Here is a 19,506-nt window from a genome sequence, read left to right as displayed (position 1 = left end):
AACGCCGGTTGCTCCTGCCGGCAAACCAGTTACAGTTTACACAGCTGATAAGCCTCCATTATTTGCCACAGCATATACACCAACAGTATGACTGCCCGAGTTTAGGATGTATAAATATTTAGAATTATTACTTAATGCAGCGTCAATTAGACCCATGCCTGTTGTGGCTGCAATTGCGGTATTTACAGTTATACTTCCTGTACCTGCATTTACATTAAATGCTGAAAGATTATTGCTTGCAGTATTTGTAGTATAAGCATATTTGCTGTTATTGGTTATTACCACCCAGCATGCAGTACTATGGTTAGCGCCAACCGGGCCCGCCGCCAAAGATATTGTTTCATTATTATATATATGGTAAGATGAAAGTGTACTTGCACCAGCGGCTCCCCCAACAGCTTCGGAAACAAAAATATTACCGTTATTACCCACAGCAAAACCAAACGGAGTAGGGTTAGCAGAATTGATAGAATGTATTGCACCGGGAATGCCCCATTCATTTACAGTGTAAGTAATAATTTTATTGGTAGCCTTTTCTGTGATTACTACAACTTTTCCTTCTCTTACAAAAGAAATTTGTGCAGCACCTGAAGCAGTGGAACTTAATGGCCTTGTTGAATTAGGAATGGCTGTTAATTTATTGTTCTCCCTCAATTTAAATCCAGATATATTTCCGCTGCCACCTGCGTTAAGCACATACACAATATCATCATGCTGTGTAATACTCACTGGTCTTACTCCACCTGAACTAACGGTTGACTTTAACTGCAAACCATTACCTGTTATTTTAAAAGATGAAATACTGTTACTGCCTGGGTTTACTGCTAAAAGTATATTATCATCTTCGCCTTCTGCTAAAATTACTGCTCCCTGATTTCCCTACCCTCCTCCTGTGCCTGAACCACCAGTTGGATAGGCCGTATTAAATATTAAAGTACCATTTACTGCTCTTTTATAATCCAGCACTGCATTGCCTGAGGTTTGGTTGCTTAATGTACATACGTGTTTACCTCCCCCCTTCCTCTTCATCATCATTTCTGTGGTTTGTATTAAGTGACAGCTCTTCACTTGTACCATCTTTACTTAGAGACAAATTATTTTTCTCTTTTTGACAAGCAACAAGCGAAAATAGTGTTACTCCAAATACTGCAATTTGTTTTAAATGTTTCATAATTGTTGATTTTTGATTGTAAAAAATTGATGTTACATTTTCATACAGCAGGGATATGCTTTAATTAAAGAAGTTTATAACCAGTTATCATTAAAATTTAATACAGGCATTGCACTGCCACCCGGGTATTAAGCCGAAAATAAATTATAGAATGATGCAGAAAAAAAACGTTAAAAAATTATTGCTTATTGCAGCACAGCATATCCAAATAAAACAGAAAATTGTTTACACCATATCAGCACACGGTTATTGGTTGTATAGTTAAATGATGCGTCAAGCTGATAAGAAAAATTACCCGATACCGCTTTTAATAAGCCAACTTCCTGGTAGGGATTGCCATTGTTATTGGGCGAAAGCCAAATTCTTAAATCCGGCCCATTATCCGTTTTAAAATTTTCGAAAACCAGGTAAATTTTATTAGCAGCATCCTTTGTAACTTTTACTGTACCACTGCTGGCGTGTACACTGGAAATAAAATTACCGGCAACAATTGTTGTACCTGCTTCAGGTAAAGGATCGTTTAAAACAGCAGGGGTATTATTTTTTTTACAGGAGGCCAGCAGTAAAATAATAGCTGATAGAAAGCTTAATAGTTTGGTCATGATTAAATTTTTAAAATAGTTACACCAACAGTTACACAATTAAAACCCTCTTGGTTTTTTAAATATATTTTTTTTAAAGAGGCATTACGTTTACTTTTATAATCAACTATTATTATTTATTTTTTTGGCCCAACTAAAAACATATACTGAAGATGCTTTAACAGATGCCCTAAAAAGTCATGATAAAGATGCATTTGAATATTTATACCAAAATTATAAGGGAGCATTATTTACTGTTATACTGCAGATAATACCTGACCGGGAAATTGCAGAAGATGTTTTACAGGAAGCATTTATTACTGCCTGGAAAAATATTGATAAGTATGATGCAGCTAAAGGACGGCTTTTTACGTGGCTTTTTAACGTAACCCGTAATTGCGCCATAAATACTACCCGAAGTAAAAATTATAAATCACAGCAAAAAAACGATTCATTCGACAATTACGTTACTTATGTGGATGAAAAAGAGAATGCTGTTTTAAACATTAACCAGATAGGTTTAAGAAAACAAGTGCATCAGCTGCGTGAAGATTATAAAAATGTTGTAGAGCTTTCTTATTTTAATGGCTTTACCCATGAAGAAATTTCAAAAATTTTAAATGTGCCGGTTGGCACTGTAAAAACAAGATTAAGAAATGCGTTGATAGAATTACGCAAACAATTTGTATAATGGATATTAATAACTACATAGCATCAGGCGTTATTGAAATATATGTGATGGGCATTTGTTCACCCGAAGAAAAAGCGGAAATGGAATTACTGCGCCTTAAATATCCTGAATTAAATAAAGCAGTGCTGCAGTTTGAAACTGCATTTGAAAATAACTTATTAAAAAATGCAACTGCACCGGGCAGCATTGCTGATGAAAGAATTTTACAATCTCTTAAAGCATTGCAAACACCGGTTATTAATATTAATACGCACCAAACTGCTGTAAAAAAGATAAGCTGGCTTAGGCCGGTAGCCGCAGCAGCTATTTTATTGTTTGCAGCCAGCAGTATTTTCAATTATACTTTATTTAAAAAAACTAAGGAGCAGGAGTTGGCGTTAAATGAAATAAAAAAGAATAACTCTCTGCCCGAAACAGATTATGCTATCTTAAAAAATCCTGCTATAACACCCGTTGCTATGTATGGCGTAGCGTCACACAGCATTTGCCGCTGCACCATGTTTTGGGATAAAAAAACTGGTAAAGCATATATTATGATCCATCATTTAGTGCCATCATCTCCGGAAAGAAAATACCAGCTTTGGGCAATGGTAAATGATAAACCTGTAAATGTTGGTATGTTAAATGATGAAATAAGGGGCCGCTTTATTGAAATACAAAATGTACCTGAAGGTGCTACTGCTTTTAAAGTTACTCTGGAAAATGCAGCTGGTGCCAGCACTCCTACCGAAGAGCAGACTTATCTTTATGGTAAAATATAATTCTCTAAAAAATCTTTTATACTTTTTTAATTGCACCATTTTGAGGTGTAAAATCCGGCAATCAAATAATAAGCCGTTTTAAGGCACAGCATTTGTATTAGCCCTTGCATGATAAAGAATTTGTTAATCCCCGTACTATTTTTTGTATTATTTATTTCCTGTAACTCCAACAGCGCTACCAATTCCGCACAAGAAGAAGAAAGTCAGGACGCTGAAAAAAAAATCACCAAAAGAGATTTAAGCATAACTCCAGCTAATGCCTATAATAATCTTTTTTTTGACAGTGCTGTACTGGTAAAATTTTTTACAGATAATAAAGTTGAAAACAAGATCATCCGCAGGATGACCAGTTTTTATAATGCCCGAAACTATCAACTGGCCTGGTTCACCAACAATGGCCTGACTGAACAAGCCCGTGGTTTTTGGAACATGCATAATTATCAAATCACTTATGCCAACGATTCTGCATTAAAAGATAAAAGCCTGCAAACCAAAATGGATGGCTTTACAGCAGAAGAAGATGGCTTTACAGTTTCTCCGTTAGACAAAAATATTATTACTACGGAGCTTAAGCTTACTCAGCATTTTATTTTATACACTTTAAATAATATTGAAGATGGTTTTGTAAAGCGTAAAGAAATGGAACGTTTTATACCAAGGAAAAAAGAGGATGCTTTATTACTTACCGATTCGTTGCTGTCGAAAAAACACAAAGACAATAAATATTATGAGGATATAAATAATAGTTACAAATTATTAAAAGAAAAATTAGAAACCTATTATGCAATTGCTAAACAGGGCGGATGGCCGCAAATAACAACTGCTGCAAAACAACTTAAAAAAGGCATTTCATCACCAGATGTTACTATTTTAAAAAAACGCCTGCAGATAACTGGTGATATGGCCGCAGATACCACACCTGTATTTGATGATGTGATTGCAGCAGGTATAAAAAATTTTCAACAAAGATTTGGTTACACCCCCACTGGTGTATTAACCGACGGGCAAATAAAAGATTTGAATGTGCCCGTAGTAAACCGAATACAGCAGTTATTGATTAATATGGGCCGCATGCAGTGGATGATTAATGAACCCAAAGGCAAAATGATTGTAGTAAATATTCCAGAATTTATTTTACACGTTAAAGACGGACCGCAAAAAGTTTTTGACATGAATGTGGTGGTGGGGAAAGAAGGCCACAACACCATGATGTTTACCGGAAACTTAAACCAGGTAGTGTTTAGCCCTTACTGGAATTTACCAGAAAGTATTGTAAAAAAAGAAATTCTGCCGGCAATGGAACGCAACCCTAATTACCTGGCATCGCACCACATGGAAATTACAGGTAATGAAGGCGGTTTACCGGTGATAAGACAACTACCCGGCGATGATAATTCATTAGGAAAAGTAAAGTTCTTATTCCCCAACAGTTTTAATATTTATTTTCATGATACGCCTGCAAAAAGTTTATTTGATAAAGATAAGAGAGCATACAGCCATGGTTGTATTAGATTAAGCGACCCTGTAAAAATGGCAAATTATCTTTTAAAAGATGATGCACAATGGCCATCTGAAAAGATTGACTCTGCAATGAACAGCGGTAAAGAAAAGTATGTAAAAGTAAAAGCCCCTGTGCCTGTATTAATTACTTACTACACCGCATGGGTTGATGAAAATGGATTATTGCATTTTGCAGATGATATTTACGGACATGATAAAGCAGTGATTGAAAAAATGTTTACAAGAATTTAAAACAGGTTTTAATTATGGTTTTCTAGCTTTTAAACAAAGTGCTTTATAAGTGCTTCCCCATTGGTTATTACTTTTATCGTTGGGTAAACCCTGTGCATCTAATAATGCATCAGTATCATTACCATCATTTTTCCAAACCCAGGCACACACTGAAAGCCCACGGTTGTATAAACTGTCTAAGAATGGTTTTTTATCCATAAGCACTCCGGCATTTAGCGGTGCTGTTTCTCCAAAAATTACCGGCAAATTATTTTGTTGCAGCAGTTGTAACCGGTTACCCATTTGCACAGCTGGAACTAAAAGCCATTTTTCATAAGCATGTATATCAAAAATAATATTGCTTTTATCTTTTAAAAATGCTGCGCCTTTATTAATTAAAACACTTTCGTCTTGGCCCTGCTCAGCACAGGGCACTGCAATAATATTTTTGTTACCACTGTTGCGGATAATTGCAGTAAGTTCGTTCATGTCACTCAGCCAAATATCATCGGTGTAACCATCTGCCCTGTCGTAACGGTAAGGCTCATTCCAAAGTTCTATCCATACATCTGGTTGATCTTTAAAATGAATAGCCCATTGCTGCAATTTAATTTTCAGATCATTCCACCAAAATGTTTGCCTGGGCATTTTGCCGGTAAAATCTGTAGGTGCAAGTCCATCCCATCTAAAAGGGCAAATAATTGTAACTCTTTTATTTTTTCGGTTACTGTCCACTACAGATTGCAGGGGATGCAAATAAGCTCCTGTTCCATCTAACAAAACATTTCCTGTTACTGGAGATTCTTTTACATTACCTACAAACTCTCTTGCAATATCAATATTCCAGCTATTCATATCGCTGCTGCCTGCGCTAAATACATGCAAGGCGTTGGCGCCAATTAATTGCAAAGGGTTTTTGTAATTAAATATTTTATCACCAACAATGGAATATTCGGTCGTATAATTTTCAGGTTCCGCCGCATACTGTTTTTTTTTACAGGAGTATAATACTATGGCTAGCAGTAAAGTAATTGAAGAAAAATTCATGCTCATTAAAAATGAAATGTAATATTAGTATTTAAATTTCGGATGTGTGCCGGAATTTTGTCACCCTAAAAAGAATTAAATTAATTTTAAATAAATCGGGTTATACACAGGTAGCAATACTGATTAAAATTCCTAAATTGTGAATGACTTTTTAAGCCAAATTCATTTACAGCTATCATGACTTCACTGCAAAAAAAATACTTTCACCTTTACAGCCACATACAAAATGTGGGTATCAGCACTTTTGTAGTTTCAAAACTATACGATCATTATATCCGTTTGCGGTTAAAGATGAAAGGTGTTACCTACAACGCTAGTGCAGCCCAAAACGAACCCGCCATAGTTGCTTCTGTCGGTAAAGATGCCCACGAAAACCAGCCCTCTTCTTTTTATACTTTAAAAGAAGGGCTTAAATGTTTGCCATTAACTTATAAAGAAATAGTGTTGCTGGATATTGGCTGCGGCAATGGCATGGTTTTAAATTTTGGAATGCTGCTAAAATTTAAGCAGGTTAACGGCATAGATCTAAATAAAACTGCATTGGAAAAAGCTACTTTAAATTGCAGCAAAATTTATCAGGCTGTAAACCAAACTGAATACAATGTAGAGTATGCCGATGCTGTGGAGTACAATATACCAAGCGCTGTAAATGTAATTTACCTTTTCAACCCATTTGGCAGTGTTACAATGGAAAAAGTTGCAGAAAACATTTTTAATCATGCAAATAAAACAAGAAAGACTATTTATGTAATTTACTGTATGCCTTCGTTTAAGTATATTTTTGAAGCCTGTGCAACTTGCAAGAAAATTTATGAAAGTTATAATAAAAATAAAACCCAGGTAGAATTAACTGTGTTTAAAATTGAACCGGAATACAATTAAAAATTATTATCCTGCTTTTACTATTCGCATACTCCAGTTTGAATATATTCAATTTATAAATTCTATCACTTTTATAAAACAGATTATACAGAGAGAAAAAAGCCATTACACCAATGAAATTTTTCTTCCCGTTCTTGCAGCCTCATAAATAGCCTGTAATATTTTCATATCTTTCCTACCCTCTTCGCCACTTATATGTTCGGGCAATTGTTTGTTGGCCAATATTACTTTTGCAATTTCGTCGCATTGTACAGCCTGTTGATTAGTAACAGGAAAATTTAATTCCCCATTACTGGTTCGTCCTTTAAACGGACCGTAACTTATTGCAGGGCTCAATTCAAAAAATCCATTTTCTGCTGATGCAAAAAATCTGTCAATACTGCAATTGTATGTACTCGTAGAAGTTCCAACAGCACCACCCGGAAAAACTAATTGCCAGGTGATAGACTCCTCCACTTCTGCAAATAATTTTTTATTGGTAACAGGGCCAAATTGTGCCGTTACCGAAATGGGTTCTTCACCTAAAACATAACGGTTGCTTTGCACACAATACACACCTAAATTCATTAAAGGGCCGCCGCCTGCCAATGCTTTATTCAAACGCCATTCGCTGGGGTCGCCGCTTTTATAACCCAGCGATGCTTCAATTAAACGTACCTGTCCAAAAACTTTTTCCTGCCCCAGTCTTTTCATTTCCATGTTGTAGGGTTCGTAATGCAAACGGTAACCAACGGCTAACTGTACACCGGCATTTTTACAGGCAGTAATCATTTCTTTACAATCACTTTCAGTAATGGCCATCGGCTTTTCTACAATAATATGTTTGCCTGCTTTTGCAGCTCTTATGGTAAACTCTTTATGCATGGCATTAGGCAGCACCACGTACACCAGATCAATGTCTTTATTATTTATTATCTCGTCTAAGTTTTTATAGTTGTAAATATTTTTATCCGGTATATTATATTTCTTCTTCCATTCAACAGCTTTAGATGGTGTGCCGGTTACAATACCGGCAAGTTTGCAAAACTGTGTCTCTTGCAACCCTTCTGCCAAGTAACCTGCATAACGGCCCAGGCCGCATAATGCGATATTTAATTTTTTGCCATCATACATTTTTGTGTTACAAATAAAAGATGGCAATGTTGCAGCTACAGTGGCCGAACCGGCAGCAATACCTAAATTCTGTAAGAAAGAACGGCGGGTTAAATTTTTCATGAAGTATAATTTTTTGGTGACTGCAGAAAATTAAAAAGGATATAATTATTTCGAAGGTATCAGCACAAATGTATAAAACATATTAAACTGTGTACACTGATTTTTATGAATGGTAGTAATTAGAAAGTTATACCAATTAGACATTGAAAGAATACTGTCAGCCTGAGCTTGTCGAAGGCGTGTTGGCCACCGCACCGGTTTCGACAGGCTCAACCTGACATTTTTTTAATCGGATAGATTCAATGTCTAATTGGTATTATTTTTACGGCTACTCCTATCGTATTTTTAAAACCCATAATTTTGTTTTATTATAAATGAATAGACTAATGATTCACACCTGCAAAAATTGCCACCATAATTATAAAGGAAACTTCTGCACTGAGTGCGGACAAAAAAATACTGTAACAGCATTTACTTTTAAACATATTTTTCAAGAAGCCTTTCATGCTTTTACTCATACAGATAAAGGCTTTTTAGTTTTAGTAAAAAAATTATTACTTAATCCCGGCCAGGTTGCTTATGAATATATTGTTGAAGGCAAAAGGAAAAAGTATTATAACCTTTTCACTTTTTTTGTAGTAGCAACTGCAATTGCAGCATTTATAGAAAGCAAAGAACTGGCCATTAAAGAAACTATATTTCATGAGAATAATGAATACGGACATATTTTTAATATTTACAGCAAATTATTATCTTTTGTAACAATACCTTTACTTGGTTTTGTAATATGGGTTTTTAATTACTCCAAAAAGAGTTTAAGGTACAGCGAGTACACCGTTTTAGCTATGATAATGATGTCTGTAAAAAGCCTATTCGACATTGTGGTATTATCCATAAACTATTTTATAACGGCTGTATTTAAAGTTTATACAGATTTAGATGAAAATTTACTGTATGCTTTTCTTTTAATTTTATTTTTTGCCTATACCAATTACAATTTTCATAAAAAAATAAACCCAAACCCCTGGCTTAGCAGTATATTAACGGGTATAGGTTTTTGCATTATACAAATAGCAATAGCCATGTTTGTAATATGGGCAGTATTGCGAAATTTTAATGGGCTTGGTATATTTAATATGTATGGAATAAGAATAAGTACAAATTAAACTTCAAATATTATTTCTAATATTTCTACCTCATACCAATGCTTTACTTTGAATTACTACATGTCCGGAATTTTAAAATTTGTAACATGGTAAATTTTACCGGTGTCCTTCAGGCTATTAGAAAGTATATTTGCAGCTGCCAGCAGGCATACTGAGCCAATGGATTATATAAAAGAGTATAAAAGTTTTATCAGCAGCCATTACTTAAGTGATGGCGTACGCATTACTGCCGGTATTGTATTACCTGCGCTAATTCTCAATTATTTTAATTTATTGTCTGTTGGTGTTGTTGTTTCTCTTGGCGCAATGAGTGTGAGCATAGCCGATACACCCGGCCCAATACACCATCGCAAAAATGGTATGCTGGCCTGCATTATTATTAATACACTAATGGCAATATTTACTGGCCTTGCTGCGCCGCATCATATAATACTTGGTATAGTAATATTGCTGGCCTGTTTTTTATTTTCTATGATTGCCGTATATGGTACTAGAGCTAACTCAGTTGGAGTTTCTGCTCTATTAATAATGGTGCTTAATATTAATGATCATCTTACGCCGTCTGATGTAATTATAAATGCAGGATATATACTTGCTGGTGCAGTTTGGTATATGCTGTTAAGTTTGTTGCTGTATAATTTTAGGCCTTATAAACTGGCGCAGCAGGCATTAGGCGATTGTATTATGGCCACTGCTGATTACCTGCGGGTGAGGGCTTCTTTTTATAAAAAAGATGTTGATTATGATAAAATTTATAAGCAAATGATGGAGCAGCAAATTGTGCTGCATACCGAACAAAATCTTGTAAGAGAATTACTTTTTAAAAGCCGTGCCATTACAAAAGAATCTACCGTTACCGGCAGAACTTTACTGCTGATGTTTACAGATATTGTTGATCTGTTTGAAAGAACAATGACATCTTACCATGATTACAAAGCACTGCATGATACATTTAAGGATGATGATATACTGGAACAGTACCGCCAGCTTATACTGGAGCTGGCTGCTGAACTGGATGAAATTGGCATTGCCGTAAAAAGCGGAAATGCATCTGAAGAAACCGGTATACTTGCATCCCATATCGACAACACAAAAAATTATTTTAATACTTACCGGGATAACAAACGTACTGCCGAAAATGTTGATGGCTTCATCAGTATGAGGCACATACTTAACAGCATCAGCGATATTGCCAGCCGCATTCATACATTGCATTTATATACAGCATACGACAAAGAGTTAACAAAAAAAATGGTAAGCACTGGTGACTATGATAAATTTATTACGCACCAGCAAATTGATTGGAAACTTTTTCAGGACAATCTTTCATTTACCTCTAATAATTTCAGGCATGCGGTAAGAATAAGTTTAGCCACACTTTTAGGTTTTATTATTGCACAATTTTTACCATTGGGCCACAGCTACTGGATATTGCTTACCATAATTGTAATTTTAAAACCCACTTACAGTCTTACCAAAAAAAGAAATTACGAAAGGCTTATTGGAACCATAATTGGTGCAGCAATTGGTATGATGATTTTATATTTTATTAAAGATAACCAGGTAATTTTTATTATAATGCTGGCGCTGATGATTGGCACTTACAGTTTAATGCGAACAAACTATATGATCAGTGTAATTTTTATGACACCCTATATTATACTGCTCTTTCATTTTCTCAGCAATGCAAGTTTTCAAACTATTATTACAGACAGGGTAACCGACACAGCGATAGGATCTGGCATTGCTTTTTTAGCCAATCTTATTTTATTACCGGCATGGGAGCAGTCGCAAATTGGCAATTACATGCTGGAGGCAGTAAGAAGTAACAAAAATTATTTTACTGCAATCGCAGGTGCTTTTACAGGCAACCCTGTTACCAATACCATTTATAAAGTAAGCCGTAAAAATGCTTTTGTGGCATTGGCAAATCTTTCCGATGCCTTTACCCGTATGCTTGCCGAACCAAAAAGTAAACAAAAAAATAGTGAGCAACTCCATCAATTTGTAGTGCTGAACCACATGCTTACATCGCATATAGCCACGCTTGCTTATTATGTAAAACCGCTATCGCAAAAATTTGCATCGCAAGATTTTGCATCGCTTATTTACAACACCAAAAGCCGGCTGGAAGATGCAGAAAAAATAATTATTGAATTGCCCGCCGATGTTGTTGCACCTGAAACACAGCATAATAATATTCAGCAGCGCCTGCAACAATTATTATTGGCAAGGCGTAAAGAATTACAACAGGGCATACTGGAAAGTGATACACAAAAACAGCTCACCCAATTTAAACCCATTGCCGATCAGTTTAATTTTATCGACAACATTGCTACCGATATAAAGAAAACCAGTATGCAGTGGATGGAGGAATAATATTTTTCAATACGATAAAGATGTATTGCCAACATACAGAAAGAAAATAAATACTGAGTAATACTAATTAGACGTTTAATCTGCCGGGTAAAAAAATATCAGGTTGAGGGACTGATAAAAATTTTTTTAAGCTCTTTGCAAATGACAAAATTTCGATTCCATTAGAGTGTCAGGCTGAGCTTGTCGAAGCCGATGTGCTTCTTTAAACCCGCTTTCGACAAGCTCAAGCTGACAGCCAAATAATTTGAATGAAGTACCTTGCATATTGTGTCATTAGCAGCTTGTCGAAACCGGGTGCACGAGTTAACCCGCCTTCGACAAGCTCAGGTTGACAGTATATTTTAAATGTCGGATTTGTATAACAACCAGAAAACTTTATTGAGTAAAATAAAACCGTTTTATAGTTTTATTATTCTTTCTGTTTGCCTTTGAGAGTTATTAAAAAGCTGAACAATATACATACCAGCCGGTTGGTTTGAAACATTTATACGATTAATACCCTTTATTCCATTACCGGCAGCAATAGTTTTTCCACTGGCATCAATTATCTGGTATTGATAATTTTCTGCAGCATTTATTAAAAGTTCGTTTTTAATAAGGGTTGATACATTAAAAAGTTTGCCGCTGTTACCAGTAGTTTTTAAACCAATGATATTTGAATAACCGGTTTGATCAATTACCGAGGTAACCTTTAGCCGGTAATACACCATATTAGTTTTGTAAGGCTGATACGAAAATTTATTTGTAACAGGACTTGCTGTGGTTAAGCCAGTAAAATTTATTCCGTCATCAGAAATTTCTATTTCAATTTTTTTAATGGCCTCATCAGCTGTAATGTGCCAGCTGAGGTTATGTTTATTATTATCTGTTTTACCCACCAGGTTTACAGCATGAATGGCCAAAGCACCCGTAACACCATTTAAAGTATAAGAACCTAAACTTCCATACTCACCAATATTTGTATTACCTGTTCCGTCAATCTTAATATAATAAGTACCTGCATTTAAAAAAGTATCTATAGTAACACTCATAGTTACCGGATCGTAGGTGCCAATTAAATCAGTTGGCGAACTGTATAATTCAATTTTAACATCAAGGTTGGCGCCAATATAATTATCACCAACATTAAAAGGTACCGCAGTTAAATAAACATTGGAGCCTTGCAATAATGTAAATTTAAAAGCATCTTTATCGGCATTATTACTTATTACTCCTGCTATATTAAAATTTAAGTTAGGCAAAGTATAAGTGCCGGTATTCAATGTATCTGCATAATCATCTGCCCTGTAAACAATTGCATTTTGATTGGTAATAATGGAAAGATTATCCTGTATAGTAGTACAACCGTAAGGCGTTGGGCCATTATTCCAGTTACTCATATTTTTATTATAACTGTTGCCCATTATTGGCGCCCAGCCTGTTTGTCCGCTTCCAATGCCGCTGTTGTAAGTTTCAACAGGTGTATTACAATCTGTACCATATTTAGATTGATGAGATAACCCCACGGTATGGCCGCTTTCGTGTGAACAGCACTCCCCTACCATTTTAGGACTGTATGGCCCCAACCGGTCGCTGAAAACAAAAGCAGGTGTATCATCGCCCCAGTTAAATGAACCTATCCATGCCACACCGCCAACTCCCGGGTACCAGGCACTGGTAGTAGTAATAATTATTCTTATCCGCCTGTTTAACGGCACACTTTCAAATACTGATGAATCGGTGGTAATATTAATTTCAAATGGCCGGTAATCTTCTGCCACACGGTTAAATGCCTCTGTAATTTGCGAATCATCCATGCCTGAGGCGGCACAGTAAAACGCATCTCCCCCATTCCAAAGAGAGCTCTGTACATAATGGCCATCAAAATCAAGAAAGATTGTTGCTTCTGCACCGGGCAGGCTGTTTAGTTTGGGAACACTAAAAGCTTTAAATGAAAACAATAATGCTGTCGTAAGTATTAAAAAGGTAAAAAGTTTTTTCATACGTTTTGGATTTAGGGAAAAACATAGATATTTTAAGTATTGGTAAATTTTAGTTGCAGTAATTAAAGCTGGCTGCAAACCTGAATTACATTTTCTTTTTCAATTTTTATCAACTGATAATTGCCTGCAGCATTTTTTTTTAACTCGTACCCGTCAAAATAATTTTTATTAATAATGCGGCCCAGGTAACTCACACTCTTATCTTTATTAATAATTTTTGATACACTAAAAATGGTATTATTTAAACCAGCGGATTTAACCACAGCAGTTTGCAAATTTTGGTATTTAACCAAATTACTGGTTACGTCGCCGGAAAATAAAAAATTATCTGAAAAAGAAAGGCTGATGTTTTGGCCGGGTGATGCATTAAAAATGCTGTTTAATACAGCTTCCGAACAATTGATAACAGCAGGAAAATTATTGAATTGCTTTGGCTTGGAGTCATTATTGTTTTGAGAAAATCCTGTTACTGCAAAAAAAGATAATAGCAGCAGCAATGCATAGAAAGCAGGCTTTTTCATAGTCCTAAATTTGGCTTATTAGATAATGGATAAATGTACCCTTTGCAAACGCAGATTAGGAGCAGTTAGTATGCATGTGTAAAAAAAGTTTATTTTTTAAAGTAACACACTGGCACGGCAGCAAAAAAGACATACAATTTTATCTGTATAAACCTGTTACTCATTAATAGGAAAAGGATTGCCCCGATGGCATGTATTACAGCTTACCACATGCAGATATTCAGGTTTTACAATACTGTCAAAATAAAAATAATTTTTATTTATCTCAATTGTCATCCGCATCATTCTACGGGCATTTTCTTTCATCTCATTATCTAAAGAAAAATCCAGTTGATTGTTTACAGCAGAAATGCTAAATGTATCTTTTTTTGGTGCCACATGGCAAAAATCACACGAAACATTGAGTGCCTTTGAATAGGCGCCCATAATACTGTCGAGTTTCCATTCAGTTATATCTTGTGGAAGCACTTTCAGGTTCTTATATTTTTTACCATTGGTAAAAGTAGCGGCCGTAGCCATTACGGCAAGTGATACAAGCGTTATAAGAGTTATAGTTTTTTGGTTATGAGCCATAAATAATAATTTAAAAATGATAAAGTGCTTTTTTATTTTGTAATTAAAAAGTTAGCCTTACTTTTAAAGTCCGTAAAGGTCTTTCCATCATAACGATTCACGCCACCTCCAGATTCAAACCAAATACTTCCATCGTTAGCTTCCAATATCCCCATTCTTCCTCCTGACTTAATTTCTGTTACAGTGGGCATTTTATTGTACAAGGACTTTTGATCATAACGGCAAAATGTCCAGGCCCCACCCCATTAGGATTTACTGCACCAGTAACTCCAGATGTTTCCTTTGTTATCTTCGAACCCCGCTATTTCTTAAACACATTGATTGTGTGCTGGCTTTCTGTTTATTTCCATAGCCTCAAATTTTTTAAATTAATCTTTCCACAATGAATTTCTTTATCGTTAACTCTATAAAATAAATTTTGCTCTTTTAAGCTAAGTCCTGCTCGTATTGTACCATCTACTCCATGATTACAGAGGGTTACGACATAAAAAGTACTTGAACCTTTTGGATTAATAGTTCTTTTCAACGAAGGCGATTTATAACGATTATTATCTAAAAAAGATTTTATTGTCAGACCATAATCATACAAAGGCTCTTTATCAATTGTCATTGTATCGGAAGGAAGAAGTAATCTCATATAGTTGCCCGATGAAGAAGTAATCTCAAATGAATCTAAAGGAAAATCAATTGTCAATTCAAGAGGATCAAATGTTTCATTGATTATTTGAGTCCAAAATACAGCATAAACATATTTCTTACCATTGGGATCAATGTAGTTTATTCCACTTTTTGGAAAGCTGTTTTGTATTATCAGTCGTGCGCCGTTAGACTCAGTATACTCATATCTAGTATTAAAAATATTTTCATTACGCTTAGTCGATGGCTTATGACTTTGGCCATTTTTTGAATCCAAAGGTCCTACATAAACGGAATCTGTTCCTACATAAATGGAGTCTGTACTGTTTTGCCCGGAGCAAAAAAATCCTTTTGTCACCATCATCAGTATCATTATATTTTTTTTCATCGTTTTATTTTTTTGCGTCTCCACGGGGTCTTGCTCTATATCTCTTGAAAATTCGATTCTTCACGGGCAGACATGAAATCCATGAATGTTAATCTGAGTTTTCAACATCCACCCTTGCTGGGTATGGCATAGATCACGTTGCCTGAACCAAATAAATTGAAGACTTTACCGTCTATAGAAGAAAGTAATAATTTCCATGTTTTTCCCTTGTCGGATGATTTGAAAATGCCGTGAGGATGAGTACAAAAGAAGTTTTCACCAACCTGGGTAATTGAAGTCCCGAAGACTTGTACACGAGGGCGATCATCCCAGGTCCGCCATATTGAATCAATGAAAACCTTGTTGCCGGCATCCATGGGCTGCCAGGTTTTACCGGCGTCGTAGGATGTCATTAAACTCCTGGTACCCGACTCTGAACTAGCAGTGATAGCAGCGAATCCACCTTTGATCTGTTTTACATCCCAAGCCACGCTATCCTCACTGGTAACCACCGCCCAGTTTTCGCCATTATCGGTCGATCTTATTATCCTTCTCATACTGATCGCCACCAGTACGCCATCCGACTCTGCCAAATGCCCTACCAGGGCCCCGGTATGGACATGTTTCCAGGTTTTTCCATTGTTATCAGTTTTAAAAAAGCCTCTGTCGGTGCCGATGAAAATGGTACCTCCGGCAGTCTCAAAAGTGGTGCGTATTCCTGGTCTCTGAAAAATTTCGAATATCGGCGACCATACACTCGTTCCGTTTGTTTTTTTCAGATTTGCACCCCAGTAATTGCAGGCAAATATCCCGGACTTACCGGGGGCAATGCTGCTATTTTCCCCGAAGTAGCGGGGCAGGCTGCCAGGGAAAATCGCTTTGGTCCAAAAAGGAGCTGTGGCATTTGCTGTACTGTGATAGAGTTCGCTTCCAACCTTTAAAAACAGCCCTTTTTCATTTGCAAAGATGCTATCTCCCCTTCCCCGGATACTATCTATCCGCAAATTTTCGGGCAGCCCTTTACTAATGTCCTGCCAGGTTTGTCCGCCATCTGTAGATTTAAAAACGATGTTTGCATTCCCTGAATGAACGCTTTTTTGTTTTTGCTCACTGACCAGATCATAAGTTGACGCTGAAAATTCTACTGTCTGATTACAGGCAACAAAGGATTGAAAAATGAGAAAAAAAGCAAGTTTATAGATTTTCATGGCTATACTTTATTTGATGAAATTATACAATAAAGGTATTGTGCGCCAACTATCGGGAAGCTTTTTAGTAGTAAAAAATTGTAAACGATATGTAAAACGTTTGTAAAACTACCGAAAACTGAGATTTAATAGATTATTTTGCACACATGAAGCCTTATATTCTGTTTGGTTCTTCAATTTTGATAATTATTGTTTTGATTTCTGGTGTTGCATTTATCAATAAGAAAAATGAAATCCCCGAGAATCATTTGGAAATTGTATTACGTAATATTGGTCACCAGCTTTTGCTTACAGCTAAAGATTCTACTTCAAGAGTGCTGCCGGTTAAAAAATTAAATGAAACTACTTACCAGATTTCCTTTCAAAACAACTTTAGTTTTATATCTGATACATTAATCAACTTAGTTCAACGGCAGCTTCAAAAAAATCTTTTACCAAAAGATTATATTGTAAATGTGAGAGATTGTAAGCAAAAGGAAACAATTTTTGCTTTTGAGATAAGTGGCAAAACAGACAATTTAACACCTTGCCGTGGCCGTACACTTGAGGAAGGTTGTTATTTAATTAACATTGAGTTTTTAAAAACCAATAAGTTTAATGCTGCTTTATTGTTGCTGTTACTTATTCCTTTGGGTTTTGCTGGTTATTATGTAAAAGATAAATTTTGGAAAAAAGAAAAGCTGGAGCCAATTGTTGATGATAATAACTATATACAGTTAGGGAATTTTAGATTTTATGCAGAAAATAACCTTCTCAGCTTTGAAAATAAAAATAGTACACTTTCAGAAAAAGAAACAAAGGCATTAAAAATTTTTGCAGAAAATATTAATCAAATTGTAGAAAGAGAAAAGCTGATGAAAGAAATTTGGGAAGATGAAGGCATTGTTGTGATAAGCAGAAATGTGGATGTGCTGGTATCTAAATTACGTAAGAAATTAAGCGAAGATGATTCCATAAAAATCATTAACATACATGGCAGAGGTTATAAATTTATGGTTGAATAGCTATCAAGTAAAAATCAAGCGGTGAGTGAGCATATTAAACGGTTGTATAAAAACATTATCACACTAATCATTTAACCCCTTTCCGTCAAAAATTTGCGGCATACATTTTTCAATTCTCGACTCCCTGGTTTTGGATTGTTTGGGTGCAGCAAAATGCAGCAGGTATCCTCTTTGGCGCCCCGGGGTTAATGCATAAAAGGCAGTTTTAAGGGCAGCGTTTTTATTAAATTTATTCTTAAATTCTTCAGGCATCGAAAACTCAGCAGTCTTCTTAAGCGGCACTTTTAAACCTGCTCTTTCTACTTCAATGGCTTCAAAAATATAAGCTTTCAAAATAGATTTCAGTTTCACAATTTCCTTTACATTGATAAACCTCATCTGGCGGGCTGCCTGCACATTCTTCGTTTGTTGAATAAGTATTCCACTGGTATCATTTAGCAACGCACCTTTAAAAAACAACACCGCACAATATTCTTTAAACACATGTATTAAAACAATGTTGCTTTTCTCAAACGAATAACAAGGGCAACCCCACTTCAATTCTTCGGTAAGGCCACAGCCAAGAACGATATTTCTCAATTGTTCCAGTTCTTTTTGCCACACGGCTTTATTAAAATAAAAATCAACTTTAGGATTCATGTTATTTAGTTTTTGATGCTAAATCTTCCAGGGAATAACTCATTCCCAAAAGCATTTTACTTTTTATTTGCAGATGCAGTTATCATTTCTCTCAGCACTTTTATATCTATATCCTCCAGCTTATTTATGTAAAGGCAACCAACACCAGTTTTATGTTTGCCCAGTTTTTTTAGTGCAGCTTCGTGTTCTTTAATACCAACGCTAATATATACAGACAAATTTGTTTTACGGGGTGCAAAACCTATACGCAGCCAATCTACTTCTCTGCCACTGGTGGGGCTTTTATATCTTTTAATGCCAAAACCGATGATGGAGTTGCTCCATAATACAGGTGCTTCACCAGTTGCTTTTTTCATCATTTCTAAAAGCACAAAACTGTCTTTGCGTTTTTGTTCATTTGGAAGATTATTGATAAAATCTTCTGCGCTTGCAGTAGTTGGTTTTGTTTTTATTACAGCCAGTTTTGATTTTTTTTCTGCCATTTGAAATTATTGTTTGTTTGATATTGATTTAATACTCACTTGAATTTCAGCCAATCTTTTGCAAATACCAAAAGTTTTCCGCTTTTTAAAAATCTTGGTGGGTGTAAAACGAAAAACAACAGCGTATAAAACTTATACTCTTAAACATCCACGAAAGCCCCTGGCAGCATAATAAGATTCTGCTCCGTTGTGATAAACAAAAACATTCCCATAGCGGTAATCACAAAAAAGAGCGCCGCCCAATTTTCTAATTGCAGCAGGTGTTTTTATCCAGCTTGATGTTTTCGTATCAAAATTTTCTCCCGCCTTTTGAAGGGATTGCAAGTACCGATATTGTTCTTCTGGTAAAAGTTCAATGCCCATTTCTGCCGCCATTTCAACAGCACTGTTTTCCGGTTTATTTTCTTTTCTTTTTTCCAGCGCTTCATGATCGTAGCAAATACTTCTGCGGCCTTTAGGACTTTCTGCAGCACAATCATAAAAAATATACACGCCTGTTTTTTTATCATAGTCAACAACATCCGGTTCAC

21 protein-coding genes are annotated in these 19,506 nt (G+C 35.7%); 7 read left to right on the top strand and 14 right to left on the bottom strand.

What is annotated here, in order from left to right; translation table 11 throughout:
• Positions 1–36 precede the first annotated feature (36 nt).
• From ACY651_RS01795 to ACY651_RS01785, 3 genes are all read right to left on the bottom strand, one after another.
• Entirely contained in the window at positions 37–771 is a 735-nt protein-coding gene (locus ACY651_RS01795; RefSeq protein ID WP_462249105.1) for a lactonase family protein, read from the bottom strand.
• A gap of 235 nt (positions 772–1,006) precedes the next feature.
• Positions 1,007–1,171, bottom strand: a complete 165-nt coding sequence (locus ACY651_RS01790; protein WP_462249103.1) for a hypothetical protein — start codon at positions 1,169–1,171, stop codon at positions 1,007–1,009.
• Positions 1,172–1,356: 185 nt separating this feature from the next.
• A complete protein-coding gene (locus ACY651_RS01785; RefSeq protein ID WP_462249101.1) occupies positions 1,357–1,773 on the bottom strand; it encodes a DM13 domain-containing protein in 417 nt (138 codons plus the stop codon).
• A gap of 124 nt (positions 1,774–1,897) precedes the next feature.
• Between ACY651_RS01785 and ACY651_RS01780 the strand changes: the two genes are divergently transcribed.
• The 3 genes from ACY651_RS01780 (at position 1,898) to ACY651_RS01770 (ending at position 4,956) form a co-directional block, all read left to right on the top strand.
• Positions 1,898–2,443 (top strand): RNA polymerase sigma factor, encoded by a 546-nt coding sequence (locus ACY651_RS01780; protein ID WP_462249099.1) that lies wholly within the window; start codon positions 1,898–1,900, stop codon positions 2,441–2,443.
• Positions 2,443–3,204, top strand: coding sequence for an anti-sigma factor domain-containing protein (locus tag ACY651_RS01775; protein WP_462249097.1), 762 nt, complete (start codon positions 2,443–2,445; stop codon positions 3,202–3,204). The genes ACY651_RS01780 and ACY651_RS01775 overlap by 1 nt, the downstream gene beginning before the upstream one ends.
• 108 nt (positions 3,205–3,312) lie before the next feature.
• Complete coding sequence (locus tag ACY651_RS01770; RefSeq protein ID WP_462249095.1) at positions 3,313–4,956, top strand: L,D-transpeptidase family protein; 1,644 nt, start codon at positions 3,313–3,315, stop codon at positions 4,954–4,956.
• Positions 4,957–4,968: 12 nt separating this feature from the next.
• Here ACY651_RS01770 and ACY651_RS01765 read toward each other — a convergent pair whose 3' ends face one another.
• Positions 4,969–5,982 (bottom strand): cellulase family glycosylhydrolase, encoded by a 1,014-nt coding sequence (locus ACY651_RS01765; RefSeq protein ID WP_462249093.1) that lies wholly within the window; start codon positions 5,980–5,982, stop codon positions 4,969–4,971.
• A gap of 177 nt (positions 5,983–6,159) precedes the next feature.
• Here ACY651_RS01765 and ACY651_RS01760 point away from each other — a divergent pair, with 177 nt between their 5' ends.
• Positions 6,160–6,864, top strand: coding sequence for a hypothetical protein (locus tag ACY651_RS01760; RefSeq protein ID WP_462249091.1), 705 nt, complete (start codon positions 6,160–6,162; stop codon positions 6,862–6,864).
• Positions 6,865–6,969: 105 nt separating this feature from the next.
• Here ACY651_RS01760 and ACY651_RS01755 read toward each other — a convergent pair whose 3' ends face one another.
• Positions 6,970–8,079, bottom strand: a complete 1,110-nt coding sequence (locus ACY651_RS01755) for a Gfo/Idh/MocA family oxidoreductase (protein ID WP_462249089.1) — start codon at positions 8,077–8,079, stop codon at positions 6,970–6,972.
• Between the two features lie 314 nt (positions 8,080–8,393).
• Here ACY651_RS01755 and ACY651_RS01750 point away from each other — a divergent pair, with 314 nt between their 5' ends.
• Both ACY651_RS01750 and ACY651_RS01745 read left to right on the top strand, forming a co-directional pair.
• The gene (locus ACY651_RS01750; protein ID WP_462249087.1) at positions 8,394–9,185 is read left to right on the top strand and encodes a DUF3667 domain-containing protein; all 792 of its coding nucleotides are present in this window, start codon (positions 8,394–8,396) and stop codon (positions 9,183–9,185) included.
• A 102-nt stretch (positions 9,186–9,287) separates the two neighbouring features.
• A complete protein-coding gene (locus ACY651_RS01745; protein WP_462249085.1) occupies positions 9,288–11,564 on the top strand; it encodes an FUSC family protein in 2,277 nt (758 codons plus the stop codon).
• A 398-nt stretch (positions 11,565–11,962) separates the two neighbouring features.
• Here the strand turns inward: ACY651_RS01745 and ACY651_RS01740 are convergent, their stop codons facing one another.
• The 6 genes from ACY651_RS01740 to ACY651_RS01715 all read right to left on the bottom strand — a co-directional run bounded on the left by ACY651_RS01740 (position 11,963) and on the right by ACY651_RS01715 (position 16,851).
• Complete coding sequence (locus tag ACY651_RS01740) at positions 11,963–13,546, bottom strand: T9SS type A sorting domain-containing protein (RefSeq protein ID WP_462249083.1); 1,584 nt, start codon at positions 13,544–13,546, stop codon at positions 11,963–11,965.
• A 62-nt stretch (positions 13,547–13,608) separates the two neighbouring features.
• Positions 13,609–14,067, bottom strand: a complete 459-nt coding sequence (locus ACY651_RS01735; RefSeq protein WP_462249081.1) for a hypothetical protein — start codon at positions 14,065–14,067, stop codon at positions 13,609–13,611.
• 156 nt (positions 14,068–14,223) lie between these two features.
• Positions 14,224–14,640 (bottom strand): c-type cytochrome, encoded by a 417-nt coding sequence (locus tag ACY651_RS01730; protein WP_462249079.1) that lies wholly within the window; start codon positions 14,638–14,640, stop codon positions 14,224–14,226.
• Positions 14,641–14,672: 32 nt separating this feature from the next.
• The gene (locus tag ACY651_RS01725) at positions 14,673–14,831 is read right to left on the bottom strand and encodes a hypothetical protein (protein WP_462249077.1); all 159 of its coding nucleotides are present in this window, start codon (positions 14,829–14,831) and stop codon (positions 14,673–14,675) included.
• Positions 14,832–14,980: 149 nt separating this feature from the next.
• Positions 14,981–15,664, bottom strand: a complete 684-nt coding sequence (locus ACY651_RS01720; RefSeq protein WP_462249075.1) for a hypothetical protein — start codon at positions 15,662–15,664, stop codon at positions 14,981–14,983.
• A 101-nt stretch (positions 15,665–15,765) separates the two neighbouring features.
• Positions 15,766–16,851 (bottom strand): WD40/YVTN/BNR-like repeat-containing protein, encoded by a 1,086-nt coding sequence (locus ACY651_RS01715; protein WP_462249073.1) that lies wholly within the window; start codon positions 16,849–16,851, stop codon positions 15,766–15,768.
• A gap of 146 nt (positions 16,852–16,997) precedes the next feature.
• Here ACY651_RS01715 and ACY651_RS01710 point away from each other — a divergent pair, with 146 nt between their 5' ends.
• A complete protein-coding gene (locus ACY651_RS01710; RefSeq protein ID WP_462249071.1) occupies positions 16,998–17,855 on the top strand; it encodes a helix-turn-helix domain-containing protein in 858 nt (285 codons plus the stop codon).
• A gap of 63 nt (positions 17,856–17,918) precedes the next feature.
• Here the strand turns inward: ACY651_RS01710 and ACY651_RS01705 are convergent, their stop codons facing one another.
• The 3 genes from ACY651_RS01705 to ACY651_RS01695 all read right to left on the bottom strand — a co-directional run.
• The gene (locus ACY651_RS01705; protein ID WP_462249069.1) at positions 17,919–18,494 is read right to left on the bottom strand and encodes a YdeI/OmpD-associated family protein; all 576 of its coding nucleotides are present in this window, start codon (positions 18,492–18,494) and stop codon (positions 17,919–17,921) included.
• A 56-nt stretch (positions 18,495–18,550) separates the two neighbouring features.
• Entirely contained in the window at positions 18,551–18,976 is a 426-nt protein-coding gene (locus tag ACY651_RS01700) for a DUF1801 domain-containing protein (protein WP_462249067.1), read from the bottom strand.
• Positions 18,977–19,108: 132 nt separating this feature from the next.
• On the bottom strand, positions 19,109–19,506 hold a 398-nt coding region (locus ACY651_RS01695), incomplete at its 5' end, for a DUF4256 domain-containing protein (protein WP_462249065.1).

It is taken from the genome of Ferruginibacter sp., assembly GCF_031391665.1.
GTDB lineage: Bacteria > Bacteroidota > Bacteroidia > Chitinophagales > Chitinophagaceae > Ferruginibacter.
The sequence above is the reverse complement of the archived record's forward strand: the minus strand, read 5'-3'. Positions and strand labels throughout refer to the sequence as shown.